This window comes from Amycolatopsis cihanbeyliensis (assembly GCF_006715045.1).
In the GTDB taxonomy this organism is placed as follows: Bacteria; Actinomycetota; Actinomycetes; order Mycobacteriales; family Pseudonocardiaceae; genus Amycolatopsis; species Amycolatopsis cihanbeyliensis.
On the sequence record NZ_VFML01000001.1, the window covers coordinates 1,710,549 to 1,723,804 of the forward strand.

The following is a 13,256-nucleotide window of genomic DNA, read 5'->3' on the forward strand; positions in this document are numbered from 1 at the left end:
CACCCGTGCCGTTCACTCCCGGTAGACCTCCAGCTCCGCCACCTGCGCGGCGGGCCATTCGCTGTTGGCGGTGACCCGCAGCCGCAGGTAGCGCTGCTCGCTCGCGGCCGGCTGGATGGTCACGCTGTTACCGGTCGCCGGGTCGAACCGGTATCCCTCCGGACCGGCCAGGGTGGCGTACCGCTGCCCGTCCGTGCTGCCCAGCACCGAGAGCGTCTGGGTACGCGCGGGCCAGGCGGTCGAGGGCGGGAGGGCGAGCACGATCCGGCCCACCTCGGTCACCCGGCCGAGATCCACCGTGATGGTGCCGGGGAAGGCGCCGTTGGTGCTCTCCCAGTACGTGTCGGCGTCACCGTCCACCGCCGCGGCCGGCGGGTAGCCGCCGACGTTGCCGCTGGCGGTCACCGGCCCGTGCAGGGCCAGGTTGTCGTCCGGCCCTGGCTCGGGCGGCGGGCCGGAGCCCGGGTCGGGCCAGCTCGAGCAGTCGGTCCAGGTGCCGTCCCAGCCGCTGTTACCGCTGCCGTCGATCGTCAACGGCTGGCGATCACTGGGATACGGGCAGTTGTACAACCCGGTGACCCCGAGACCGGTGGCGCTGAGGTCGCTGATGGAGACGGTTCCACCGGTCTGCGCCTGCACCGCGAAGGTGCCCGCGCCCTCGATGCTGCCGCCCTCGACGGTCACGTTGCCCATCGGCTTGCCCTGCCCGCTGCCGTCGATGAACTGGATCGCCTCGTACGGGCTGTCGATCAGCCGGTTGTCCCGCACCCGGATGTCGACCCCGGAGAACGCGCTGTCCCGGCCGTCGAACCACAGCGCCCCGACGCCGAACTGCCAGTTCGGGTCGAGGGCACCGGCCCGGACGGTGGTGTTGCCCTCGACGAGGATGGTCCCGGTCAGCGGGGTGGCGTTGAACCGGTTGCCGACGTGGATCCCGCCGCCGAGCGCGTTGGTGTCCCGCACGAGGTTGCCGACGACCGAGTTGCTCTCCCCGCCGTAGACCGCGATCCCGTTCGCCAGGTTCGGCTGGATGACGGTGTTGCGCACGATGCTGTCGCCGGAGTCGGAGACCCCGTTGGACCACAACGCGATCGCGTCGTCGCCGGTGTTGCGGAAGAAGTTGTTGCGGATGGTGGAGTTCTTCACGTTACCGTCGAAGTTGATCCCGTCCGCCTGCAGGTCGAGGAACCTGCTGTCCTCCACCGTGAGGTCCCTGGTAGCCCCGTTCATCAGCCACAGCCCGCACTTGGTGTGCTGGATCCACAGGTTCGACAGCGTCGATCCGGTGCCGAGCACGCCGTGGAACCCGTTCGCCGGCTGCGCGTCCACCCGCTCGGTCACCTCACCGAAGATGGCGAAATCGCGTAGCTCGATGCCGCCGGTGGCGTGGTTGTTGTTGAACACGTTGTCGCCGTGCAGCACCGAGTACCAGGGCCCGGCGCCGCGAATGGTGACCTGGTCGACCTGCAACGCGCTGCCGATCTCGAAGGTGCCCCGCGGGATCCACAGCGGCCGCCCGGAGGACCGGGCCTCCTGGATCCCCGCACGGAAGGCGGCGGTGTCGTCGCGGCCGTCGTCGGGCGTCGCGCCGAAGCCGGTCACCGGGAGGGCGTCTCCCGGGGCCGGGAGCGGCGCCGCCACCTGCTCGAAGTCCGCGAGGTCCACTGTGTACGGGCCGGCTTCGTCACCGGCGTCGACCTGAACCCGGACCCGGTCGCCCGCGCCGAGGCTCCTGCCGAGCAGCATGCGGCTCTCGTCGTAGAAATGGTGGATCTTGCTGCCGGGAATGAACGGGGTCCGCACGTGCGAGTACTTCGCGGTGACCGCAAGCCGCTGGTCGAGCCGCCGCCCGTTGACGTACACCGACAAGGTGCCGGACCTGCCGTCCGGCACGCTGTAGCGCAGGTTCAGCGAGTTCGCCGGCTCGGTCAGGGTGAACTCGACGTGGTCCCCGGCCGCGGACAGCCGGACGGCCTGCCTGCCCGATGCCTCGGAGGGCAGGCTGGCCTGGGTGAGGTCGGGCCCGATCACCGTACCCCGGTGCGCCGCGCATTCGGCCTCGATCTCGAAGAACGGCACCTCGGCGCCCGCGTCCACGCCGGCGCAGTCCGGCGCGGCCGGAACCGGTGCCGTGGGCTCGGCCCCGGCCGGAACCGCGGCGAGGAGCACGGCGGTCAGTGCCGCGCCCGCGGTTCCAGCGGTCAACCTTCCGATCATTGATGTTGAATCAGACACGCTGTGTCACCTTCCTTGCAGGGATGGGATGGTGGGGTGTCGGCTGTCGCGGGACCTCCTTTCGACGACTTCCCCGGCCGGCTCAGTGCGTGCGCAGCCAGGCCGCGGTGTCCGGGGGCAACCGGTCGCCGTCCAGCGGCGCGCTGGACAGCGACACCGACTCGTGCGGCGGCATCGGCGCCGCGGCGCCGGAAAGGTTGACCACGCAGGCGAATCCCGGGTCCCTGGCGAAGGCGAGCACACCGGTCGGCGTGTCCAGCCACCGCGGGGTCCCGCCGGGCAGGCCTGCCCGGATCCGCAGCGCACGGCGGTACAGCTCGAGGGTCGAGCCGGGCTCGGCGAGTTGCGCCTCGACGGTGTGCGCCGCCCAGACCAGCGGCTGCGGCAGCCAGGGCTCCTTGTGCGCGGTTTCCGGGCTGAAGCCGAACGGGGCCGCGGTACCCGCCCACGGCAACGGGACCCGGCACCCGTCCCGGCCGGGATCGGCGTGCCCGGTCCGCTCGAACACCGGATCCTGCCGCAACTGGTCGGGGATGTCCTCGACCTCCCACAGGCCGAGCTCCTCGCCCTGGTACAGGTACATCGCCCCGGGCAGCGCCATGGTGAGCAGTGCGGCGGCCCGGGCCCGCCGGGTACCCAGACGGAGGTCCACCGGGGTTCCGTGCAGCCGGTCGGCGAAGTCGAACCCGGTGTCGCCTGCCCGCCCGTACCGGGTGACCGGCCTGGTGACGTCGTGGTTGGACAGCACCCAGGTCGGCGGCGCGCCGACGGAACCGTGCGAGGCGATCGTGTCGTCGATGACCCGGCGGAACCGGTCGGCGTCCCACGGGCAGACCAGGTAGTCGAAGTTGAACGCCGAATGCAGTTCGTCCGGGCGCAGGTAGCGCACCGTCCGGCCCAGGTCACCGAGCCACATCTCACCCACCAGCGCCCGCTCGCCGGGATAGCCGTCCGCGATCCGCCGCCACTCGCGGTAGATCTCGTGCAGCCCCTCCTGGTCGGAGTACGGCAGCGGGCCGTCCGGATCGGTGACGTCGGGCAGGGCCGGGTCCTTGACCAGCCCGTCGGCGACGTCGATGCGCAGGCCGTCCACCCCGCGGTCGAACCAGAACCGCAGGATGTCCGCGAACTCGGCCCGGACCTCCTCGTTGTCCCAGTTGAGGTCCGGCTGCCGGGGACTGTAGAGATGCAGGTACCACTCCCCCGGCGTGCCGTCCGGTTCGGTGACCCTGGTCCAGGCGGGACCGCCGAACCGGGACTGCCAGTTGTTCGGCGGCTCGGACCCGTCCGGGCCGCGGCCGGGGCGGAACCAGAACCGGGAGCGCTCCGGCGATCCCGGGCCGGCGTCCCGGGCGGCGAGGAACCAGCGATGCACGTCCGAGCAGTGGTTCGGGACGATATCGATGATCACCCGGATACCCCTGGCGTGTGCCTCGGAGATCAGGGCTTCCGCCTCGGCGAGGGTGCCGAAGGTCGGTTCGATGTCCCGGAAATCGGCCACATCGTAGCCACCGTCGTCCATCGGCGACGGGTACCACGGGGTGAACCAGACCGCCTCCACCCCGAGTTGTTCCAGATAGGACAGTCGGGAGCGTGCCCCGGTGAGGTCGCCGATCCCGTCCCCGTCGCCGTCCTGGAAGCTGCGGATGTAGATCTGGTAGATACTGGCGGTTCGCCACCATTCACTCACTGCGGAGTCCTCCCTGACTCGTGGGCCGGATCAGCCCTTGATACTTCCTGCGCTCAGGCCGGCAAGGATCTGTTTCTGGAACAGCAGGTAGACCGCGATCATCGGCAGGCTGGTCAGCACGAGCCCGGCCACCAGCAGGTTGAGCGGCATATCCGGGGCGATGCGCTGCAGCAGGACACTCAGCGTCTGGGTCGACGGGTCCTGCAACACCAGCAGCGGCCAGATGAAGTCCTTCCACGCGGTCACCACGGCAAAGATGGACACCACCGCGAGGATCGGCCGGGAGATAGGCAGCACGATCGTCCACATGGTACGAATCGGCCCCGCACCGTCGATCGTCGCCGCCTCCAGCAGCTCGTCCGGGATCTGGTCGAAGAAGCGTTTCAGCACGAAGATGTTGAACGCGTTCGCGGCCGCGGGCAGCCAGATCGCCGCGGGGGTGTTCAGCAGGTTCACCCCGACGATCGGCACCTCGGACACGGTGAGGTACGTGGGCACCAACAGCGCCGTGGCCGGCAGCATCAGCGTACTGAGCATCATGCCGAGCACGAGATTGCCGAACCTCGGCCGGAGTTTGGACAGCGCGTAGGCCGCGGGCACGTCCACCGCCAGCTGGATCGCCCACGCACCGCCCGCCACGACCACGGTGTTCAGCAGGTACCTGCCGAGGTCGATCTCGCTCCAGGCCGTGGCGAAGGTCTCCGGGTGCCACTCGTTCGGGACCAGGGTCGGCGGTACCTGCGCCAGCTCGCCGGCGGACTTCATCGCACCGGTCACCGCCCAGTAGAACGGGAACAGGAACGCGAGCACGAAGGCGAGCAGGGTCAGCAGGAGCACCGTCCAGTAGACGGTCCGGCCGGCCCGGCTGCGCAGTTGCGTCGGTGAGACGATCGTCCGTGCCGCGGTCATGGCTCCCTCCTCGTGGTCAGTCGCAGGTACGCGGCGGAGAACACCCCGAGCGCGACGAACAGCAGCAGGCTCATCGCACTGGCCGAGCCGAAGTCGTTGTAGACGAAGGCGTAGCGGTAGAGCAGCAGCAGGACCGTCACGGTCGAGTTGTCCGGACCACCGCCGGTCATCACGAACGGTTCGGTGAAGACCTGCATGGTCGCCACGATCTGCAACAGCAACAGGACGAGCAGGACGAACCTGGTCTGCGGGATGGTCACGTGCCGCAACCGCTTCCAGATCCCCGCGCCGTCCAGCTCGGCCGCCTCGTACAGCTCCCCGGGGATGGTCTGCAGCGCGGCCAGGTAGATCAGCGTGGTCGTGCCCATGTTCGCCCAGGTCGCCACCAGCACCAGGGACAGCATCGCCGTGTCGCTGGAGTCCAACCAGGACAGTGCGGGTAGGCCGAGCGTACCGAGCACCTCGTTGAAAAGGCCGGGGCCGGGATCGTAGAACCACCGCCACAGCAGCGCGGTGACCACGGGCGGCAGCATCACCGGCAGGTACACGACCAGCCGGAAGAAGGTCCTGGCATGCCGTAGCTCGTTCAGCAGCACCGCGGTGAGGAAGGGGACCGCGAAGCCGAACAGCAGGGCGAAGCCGGTGAACAGCAGGGTGTTCCGCCAGGCGACGCCGAACAGCGGGTCGGAGAACAGCCGCTGAAAGTTCTCCAGTCCGACCCACTCCGGTGCGTCCACGAAGTTGACCTGCTGGAAGCTCAGCAGCACGCCACGCACGATGGGGTACCAGGAGAACAGCGCGAAGCAGACCAGCGCGGCGCTGAGCAGGCCGTAGGCGGTGATCGTCCGTGGGAGCGCCCGGCGCGGGCCCCGGCGGCGCTTCCGGCCGGTATCCGGGGCCGCGCTCGGTTCAGCGGGCCTGGTCAAGAATCGTGTTGACATCGGCTTCGGCATCGGCGAGGAGTTGGTCCAGGTCGGCGTGCTCATCGGTGAGGCAGGCCTGCACCACCGTGTCGAGCCGGGCGTAGATCTGCTGTGCCTGCGGAGGTTCCAGGTGTCCCTCGATCCGCTCCGAAGCCGACATGAAGGGCCGGTAGTTCTCGGCGGGGACGTTGGCGTGCTTCTCCTTGACCTTTTCCATCCGTTCCCTCACCTCGCCCCGCCAGATGTCCGGGGTGGGCGGGGTCGGCAGGCCGACCGGCTTGTCCGCCTCGGCGAAGCGCACGGCCTTCTCCTCGAAGCGATCCGGGTTCAGATACTTCCACTGGATCCACTTCAGCCCGGCCTCGATCGTCTCCGGGGAGGCCCTGGGGTTGAACATGTAGCCCTCACCGCCGATCAGGGTGCCCTTGCCCTCCGGGACGGGTGCCAGGCCGTAGTCCGCGTAGTCCCCGTTGAACTGCTTGACCAGGGTGGGGATGTTGTCGGGTGCGGCCAGGTACATCCCGAGCTGGCCCGCGCCCATCATCCGCTGCACGTCCGCCGCCTCGAGCAGTTGCTTGCTGCCCATCGAACCGTCGGTCCAGCGCATGTCGTGCAGGTGGCGCAGGGCCGTGCGTCCGAGCTCGTTGTCGAAGCTCGCCTTCCAGGAACCGTTCTCCTCGCGGGCCAGCGAGCCGCCGAGTGAGTTCATCCAGGCACCGAAGTGCCATCCGCCCTGGTTGCTCTTGCTGAGTTCCGCGTAACCAACGATCTCGTCCCCGAGCCCGGAGATCTTCCGCGCGGCCTCACGCACGCCCGTCCAGGTGCGTGGCGGGTCGTCCGGGTCGAGCCCGGCCTGCTCGAACAACGGCCTGCTGTAGAGCAGACCCATCGAGTAGTTCGCCGTGGGCAGCCCGTACAGCCCGCCCTCGCCGTCCCGGAAGACGTCCAGCAACCGCGGCTGGAGCGCGTCCAGCCGCGGCAGGTCCTGGACGGCCTCGGTGATGTCGGCCGCCTGCCCGCGCGCGATGATCGTGGCCGGATCGGTGAAGTAGACGTAGAACACGTCCTCGAGCTGCCCGCCGGCCAGCTTCGCCGAGAACTGCTCGACCTCCATGAACCCTTCCTTGGGTCGCAGGTCGATGTCCGGATGGGCCTCCTCGAAGGCGGCCACGTCGGCGTCGAACAGCCGCCGCTCGAACGCCTGGGTCTGGGGCGGCTGCCCGTTCACGGTCACGATGAGCTTTCCGTCCGGGCCTCGGCTGTCCGTCGACCCGCCGCAGGCGGCCACCGTCAGGAACAGGCCGCCCACGAACAGGGCACCGAGTGCCCGGCGGGCATGGGGTTTCGCCATCGGTCACCTCTTTCGCCAGCACATGGCGTGCGTCGCTGTGATGGCAGTCACCCTAAAGTGTCATACAGATTCACGCAATGTTTGAACGTAAAATTGCAAGAAATAGACAACAGTCGGACAGGGCGGCCACGCCGGGTCGCACACGGACGCGGTTCGCCGTGTTACGGCTGGTAGCATCCGCCGCGAACAGCCGGGGAGGGAGGACCCGCGCCATGAAGGCCGCCACAGCCCTGCTCGCGCTGTTGACCGGCGCCACGTTGCTCACCGCCTGCTCCGACGCGGAGGAGGAGGCCGCCGGGCGAGCGCTGGAGACCTTCCTTTCCGCCTGGCGCGAGGGCACGGTCCCCGGCCGTGAGGCCGAGCACCGGGAGCTGACCTCGGCCCTCGGTACGCGCACGCCCGAGCTGGAGGCCGGTGAGGTCACCGTTGCGGACGACACGGCGAACGCACAGGTCACGGTCGCCTGGAACCTCGCGAAGGGCGTGCGGTGGGAGTACCGGTCCACGGTCGGCCTGCGCCGCACGGCCGAAACCTGGCGGGTGGAGTGGTCGCCCGCCATCGTGCAGCCCGACCTGACCGCGGGTGACCGGCTGGTCCTGAGCCGGGGTGAGAGCACCCGCGCCCCCATCCTGGACGGCGCCGGGGAGCCGATCACCGAATCCCGGCCGGTGGTCGTGGTCGGTGTGCAGCCGAGCAAGGTCACCTCGGCCGAGCAGTTGGCCCGCGACCTCGGCGCGGCACTGGAGGCCGACGGGGTGGACACCGGGGATCTGCCCGCCAGGATCGGCAAGGCCGTCCCCGAGGCGTTCGTCCCGGTCGTCACCCTCCGCATGGAGCGCTACCTCGAGGTCAAGCCGGCCATCCACCACCTGCCTGGCACGGTGTTCCGGGAAGAGGACCGCGTGCTGGCCCCGACACGGGACTTCGCCCGCGCCGCGCTCGGCACCGTCGACCCGGTCACCAGGGAGGACATCGAGGCGGCCCCCGGCACGTTCGTCGCGGGTGACGAGAAGGGACACGGCGGCCTGCAGGAACACTATGACGAGCGGCTGCGTGGCGTACGCGAGCTGACCGTGACCCTGGAGAGCTCGGGCACGGAGCTGTTCCGCGCACGTCCCCGGCCCGGCGCGCCCGTGCGCACCACACTCGACCGCGCGGTGCAGAACGCGGCCGACGCGGCCGTCGCGGACAGTACGAAAAAGGCGGCGATCGTCGCCGTCCGGATCTCCGACGGATCCGTGCTCGCGATCGCCAACTCCCCGAGCGCGGGCGCGCAGAACCTCGCGTTGAACGCGCGGGTGCCACCCGGCTCGACATTCAAGATCGTCAGTGCGCTGAACCTGCTGGAATCGGGTGCGGTCGGGCTCGACTCCGCGGTCCCCTGCCCGGCGACCGCGAGCATCGAGGGCAGGGTGTTCAAGAACGCGTGGAACGGCGGCATCCCGAACGCGACATTCCGGGAGGCCGTCGCCGAGTCGTGCAACACGGCCTTCGCCTTACTCGCGCCGAAACTCGGCCCGGAGGGGCTGGCCGGCACCGCCACCACGCTCGGTATCGGCGAGCAGTGGGACCTCGGTGTGCCGGTCTACACCGGTTCGGTGGCCACGCACGGCGACGCGGTGCAACAGGCCTCCGCGGCCTTCGGCCAGGGCAGGACCGTGGTCAGCCCGATGTCGATAGCCGCGGCCACCGCGGGGGTGGCCGGCGGGCGGTGGCAGCAGCCCAGCCTGATCACCGACCCGTCCCCCGACGAGCCCGCACCGGACGGCCCGGATCTGAACGGCGAGGCCGTCGCGAAGCTGCGGACGGCACTGCGCGAGGTGATCACCGACGGATCGGGCAGGGCGTTGCGTTCGGTGCCCGGCGAACCGGTGTACGGCAAGACCGGAACGGCCGAGTACGGCACCGAGACGCCGCCCCGCAGCCACAGCTGGTTCGCCGGTTGGCAGGGCGACCTGGCGTTCGCGACACTGGTCACGGACGGCGGCAACGACGTCAGCCTCGCGTTGGCCGCGAGCAAGCGATTCCTGGAGGGCGTGCCGAGGTAGCGTCGCCACCGCGGTGGGCCCGTAGTCGCTGGGTCGTTCTGAACAGCGCGACGTCCTCGGTGCCATCTCGACCACCGGCGCCGGGGACGGACGGGGCGGGAATCGGCGCGGCGCCGTCCGAGGCCGTGCATCAGGTGGCAGGCGAACTCGAAGCGCCGGCGGGCACCGCGTTGCGGACCATACGGCTCGCGGTGGACGGACTGGCGGCTCGCCTGCCGACCCTGCTGCCCGCGGTGGTGAACGCGCCCGCGGCGGCCTCCCGGGAGCTGTTCCGTGGCTTGCGGGTCGACGCCCTCCACACCGAAGAGCCGTTCGACGAGCACGGGTCCCCGGGTGGGCGGCTACCGGCCACGGCCGGCCGTGGCGCCCGGCGCGGTCCCCACCCCGCGGGGCAGCGCTTGCTCAGTGTCGTCACCGGCGTGGGGTCCGCATTCCACACCCGCCCTCCGGCCACCGGCCCTGGACAGCTAGCCGGCATGCCGCCCGGTTCGGGGCGCCGCGGTGGTGACACTGCGCGCGGACCGGGCCGGACCAAGTCCCCAACTGATGATCCGCTCCGGATGGATGCGAATCACCGCGTGCGGTTCCTCGACGGCTTCGGCGCGGCCGCGGATCTCGACACCCCGCGGCCGCCACGGGTCCACACTCGCCAGGTCGTCGACGACGATGGCGGCTCGCCCGGTGCGGGCCACGTCCCGGAACTTCTTGGTCGCCGGCAGGTCGATCCCGCCGACCTCGAGGACACCGCGGTCGTCGTCGACATTCCAGCCGACCGGGGCGACGTGCGGCGAGCCGTCCGGACCGACGGTGGCGATCCGGCCGAGCCGTTGACCGCGCAGGTAGGTGAGCTCCTCGCTGGTGAAGACGGACATGATCCCTCCAGATCGGATCGCGCTGAGACTGGCGAACAACTACACATGGCGTGTAGTTTTAAACTACACACATTGAGAACTTTTAGGCAAGCCGGTTCAGGGGGTGGCGATGGCGAGGACGATTGACGATCCGCGTAACGCGCGCAGTAGGCGCACCCGGGACGCGCTGCTCGCGGCCACGCGAGCGATCCTGGAAACCGAGGGTTTCGAGGCACTGACCATGACCGCCGTGGCCGAGCGGGCCGGGATCACCCGGCGCGCCGTCTACCTGCACTTCAACTCGCGGACCGAGCTGGTCAGCGCCCTGTTCGACTACCTGGCCGAGCGCGAGGGGCTGGCGGAGTCGACCGACCCGATCCGCGCGGCCCCCGACGCGGTGACCGCGCTGCGGGCCTGGGTCCGGCACCTCGCGACCTACCACCCACGGCTGCTGGCCGTGGATCGCGCGATCGAACGAGTCCGGCACACCGACGCGGACGCGGCCCGGCACCGGGAAGCCGTCACCGAGGCGCAGCTGGCCAACTGCCGGTGGCTCGCCGAACGGCTGGCGGCCGAGAACAGGCTCGCCCCGCACTGGACGGTGCGCAGTGCGACGGACATGTTGTGGGGGCTCATCTCCACCGACCTGTTCGAGCGCATGCTGACCGGCCGCGGGTGGTCACAGCGCCGCCTGGAGAAGCACCTGCAGGCGCTGTACCTGAGCACCTTCGTGCAGGACCCGCCGCCGTGACCCAGCCCGGCGCGCGCTGTCGAGTAGGCTTCCTCAGGACCGGAACGGGCACGAGAGCGTACAGCGTACCCATCGTGTGGGAGGAACAGTGGCCGAGGACGCCGACGTCATCGTGGTGGGAGCCGGGCTTGCCGGGCTGGTCACGGCCTACGAACTCACCAGGGCGGGCCGCAGGGTGCTCGTGGTCGATCAGGAGAACGAGGCCAACCTCGGCGCGCAGGCGTTCTGGTCGCTCGGTGGGTTGTTCCTGGTCAACAGCCCCGAGCAGCGCCGGATGGGCGTCACCGACTCGGCCGACCTCGCCCTTGCCGACTGGTTCGCCTCGGCCGGCTTCGATCGGGAGCGCGAGGATCACTGGCCCCGGCAGTGGGCGCAGGCCTATGTGCACTTCGCCGCCGGGGAGAAACGTCGCTACCTGCACGACCTCGGGTTACGCCTGACACCGACCGTGGGCTGGGCCGAGCGGGGTGCGGGGACGGCGACCGGGCACGGCAACTCCGTCCCGCGTTTCCACCTCACCTGGGGAACCGGCCCCGAGGTCGTGCGGGTGTTCCGCGAGCCGGTGCTGCGCGCCGCCGAACGTGGCCTTGTCGACTTCCGGTACCGGCACCGGGTGGATGAGCTGATCGTCGAGCAGGGCACCGTGGTGGGCGTACGCGGCACGGTGCTCGTGCCCTCCGCGCAGCCGCGGGGCGTGGCCTCCGCGCGGGAGGCCGCCGGCGAGTTCGAGTTGCGGGCGCAGGCGGTGGTGGTGACCACCGGCGGTATCGGCGGCAACCGCGAGCTGGTCCGGAAGAACTGGCCGACCGATCGCCTCGGTCCGGTACCGGAGTCGATGATCACCGGGGTACCCGCCCACGTGGACGGCCGGATGCTGGAGATCGCCCAGTCCGCGGGCGCCTCGATCGTGAACTCCGACCGCATGTGGCATTACACCGAGGGGATCAAGAACTGGGACCCGGTCTGGCCCGACCACGCCATCCGGATCATCCCCGGCCCCTCCTCGCTCTGGCTGGACGCGACCGGGCGACGCCTGCCGGCCCCGCTGTTCCCCGGCCACGACACCCTCGCCACGATGCGGCACATCCTGCACACCGGTTACGACTACACCTGGTTCGTCCTCACCCGCACGATCGTGGAGAAGGAGTTCGCGCTGTCCGGGTCCGAACAGAACCCCGACCTCACCGGCAAGGACCTGAGACTCGTGCTGTCCAGGGTGAAGAAGGGCGCGCCCGCGCCGATCCAGGCCTTCCTCGACCACGGTGCCGACTTCGTCGTGCGCTCGAGCCTGAGGGAGCTCGTCGAGGGCATGAACGCGATCGCCCCCGGCCCCGCGCTGGAGCACGACCAGGTGGAGCGGGAGATCCTGGCGCGGGACCGGGAGACCGGCAACACCTACTCGAAGGACCTGCAACTGATGGCGGTCAACAACGCCCGTGCCTACTGGCCGGACCGGGTGACCAGGGTCGCCAAACCGCACCGGCTGCTGGATCCGGCGCACGGACCGCTGATCGCCGTCCGCCTGCACCTGCTCACCCGCAAGACACTCGGCGGGCTGGAGACCGACCTCGACTCGGGGGTTGTCCACCCCGACGGCACGGCGTTCCCCGGCCTCTACGCGGCCGGTGAGGTCGCCGGGTTTGGCGGGGGCGGCGTGCATGGCTACAACGCGCTGGAGGGGACCTTCCTCGGCGGCTGCATCTTCTCCGGCCGCGCGGCGGGTCGCGCCCTCGCCCGGCGCCTGGCTTAGGAGCTGCTGAAGGGGTCACCATGTCCGATCGCCCGAACCTCGCCCGCAACCTCACCGTGACCGGCGTCGTGCTGTGGGTCCTGCAGGTGGTGCTGGCGGCCGAGTTCCTCTACAGCGGGTACCTGCTGTTCTCCGGTGGCGACACCGTGGACACCTTCGAGCAGCTCGGGCTGGGCCAGTGGTTGCGCTACCTGACCGGGGTGCTGGAGGTGGCCGGGGCGATCGGACTGCTCATCCCCCGGCTGGCCGGCCTGGCCGCGCTCGGACTGGCCGGGGTGATGGTGGGCGCCACCGCCACGGAGATCTTCGTACTGGAGGACGGCAGCCCGGTGCTGCCGTTGATCCTGCTCCTCGTCTGCGCCGGCGTGGCCTGGTTCCGCCGGGCGAGCACGCTGGCCCTGCTCGGGCGCTGAGCTACGGCGCGCCCGTGCACGTCGAACACCACCCGGTCACCTCGCATCGCCGTGTTTGCCGCTCACGCGCACGCGTTGGCCATTCGTATACGCGAGTTTGCTCCCCACGCAACCGTGTTGGCCATTCATGTAACCGAGTTTGCCGTTCGCGTAGGCGAGTTTGCCGTTCGCGGGGAAGAGATGGGTGGATGCGGGAGGCGGGTGGCGGGGGCGGTTGTGGTGTCGTTTCGGGCACGCCTTCGGCGCGCCGTGAGGCACTGGCGCTCCACGGATCACCCCTGGCAGGCCTGTTCACCAGCGCCAGCACCCCACGGAACGACACCCCACGGAGACAC

At 70.2% G+C, this 13,256-nt stretch carries 10 protein-coding genes; 4 read left to right on the plus strand and 6 right to left on the minus strand.

Annotation, left to right across the window (positions count from 1 at the left end):
- Positions 1 to 12 precede the first annotated feature (12 nt).
- The 5 genes from FB471_RS07480 to FB471_RS07500 all read right to left on the minus strand — a co-directional run bounded on the left by FB471_RS07480 (position 13) and on the right by FB471_RS07500 (position 7,108).
- Entirely contained in the window at positions 13 to 2,205 is a 2,193-nt protein-coding gene (locus FB471_RS07480) for a discoidin domain-containing protein (RefSeq protein ID WP_246076284.1), read from the minus strand.
- A gap of 112 nt (positions 2,206 to 2,317) precedes the next feature.
- Positions 2,318 to 3,925 carry a glycoside hydrolase family 13 protein gene (locus FB471_RS07485; protein ID WP_141996605.1) on the minus strand — a complete coding sequence of 536 codons (1,608 nt, stop codon included), beginning with the start codon at positions 3,923 to 3,925 and terminating at the stop codon, positions 2,318 to 2,320.
- 30 nt (positions 3,926 to 3,955) lie between these two features.
- Complete coding sequence (locus FB471_RS07490; RefSeq protein WP_141996606.1) at positions 3,956 to 4,834, minus strand: carbohydrate ABC transporter permease; 879 nt, start codon at positions 4,832 to 4,834, stop codon at positions 3,956 to 3,958.
- Positions 4,831 to 5,787, minus strand: coding sequence for a carbohydrate ABC transporter permease (locus tag FB471_RS07495; RefSeq protein WP_142001652.1), 957 nt, complete (start codon positions 5,785 to 5,787; stop codon positions 4,831 to 4,833). Before FB471_RS07495 ends, FB471_RS07490 begins: the two co-directional genes overlap by 4 nt.
- Positions 5,744 to 7,108, minus strand: a complete 1,365-nt coding sequence (locus FB471_RS07500; RefSeq protein WP_141996607.1) for an ABC transporter substrate-binding protein — start codon at positions 7,106 to 7,108, stop codon at positions 5,744 to 5,746. Before FB471_RS07500 ends, FB471_RS07495 begins: the two co-directional genes overlap by 44 nt.
- 212 nt (positions 7,109 to 7,320) lie before the next feature.
- Here FB471_RS07500 and FB471_RS07505 point away from each other — a divergent pair, with 212 nt between their 5' ends.
- Complete coding sequence (locus FB471_RS07505) at positions 7,321 to 9,156, plus strand: penicillin-binding transpeptidase domain-containing protein (protein WP_141996608.1); 1,836 nt, start codon at positions 7,321 to 7,323, stop codon at positions 9,154 to 9,156.
- Positions 9,157 to 9,623: 467 nt separating this feature from the next.
- Here the strand turns inward: FB471_RS07505 and FB471_RS07510 are convergent, their stop codons facing one another.
- Positions 9,624 to 10,028, minus strand: coding sequence for a PPOX class F420-dependent oxidoreductase (locus tag FB471_RS07510; RefSeq protein ID WP_141996609.1), 405 nt, complete (start codon positions 10,026 to 10,028; stop codon positions 9,624 to 9,626).
- Between the two features lie 109 nt (positions 10,029 to 10,137).
- Here FB471_RS07510 and FB471_RS07515 point away from each other — a divergent pair, with 109 nt between their 5' ends.
- The 3 genes from FB471_RS07515 (at position 10,138) to FB471_RS07525 (ending at position 12,921) form a co-directional block, all read left to right on the plus strand.
- Entirely contained in the window at positions 10,138 to 10,758 is a 621-nt protein-coding gene (locus FB471_RS07515; protein ID WP_141996610.1) for a TetR/AcrR family transcriptional regulator, read from the plus strand.
- Positions 10,759 to 10,846: 88 nt separating this feature from the next.
- The gene (locus FB471_RS07520) at positions 10,847 to 12,508 is read left to right on the plus strand and encodes an FAD-binding dehydrogenase (RefSeq protein WP_141996611.1); all 1,662 of its coding nucleotides are present in this window, start codon (positions 10,847 to 10,849) and stop codon (positions 12,506 to 12,508) included.
- 20 nt (positions 12,509 to 12,528) lie between these two features.
- Positions 12,529 to 12,921 carry a DoxX family protein gene (locus tag FB471_RS07525; RefSeq protein ID WP_141996612.1) on the plus strand — a complete coding sequence of 131 codons (393 nt, stop codon included), beginning with the start codon at positions 12,529 to 12,531 and terminating at the stop codon, positions 12,919 to 12,921.
- The last annotated feature ends 335 nt before the right edge of the window (positions 12,922 to 13,256 follow it).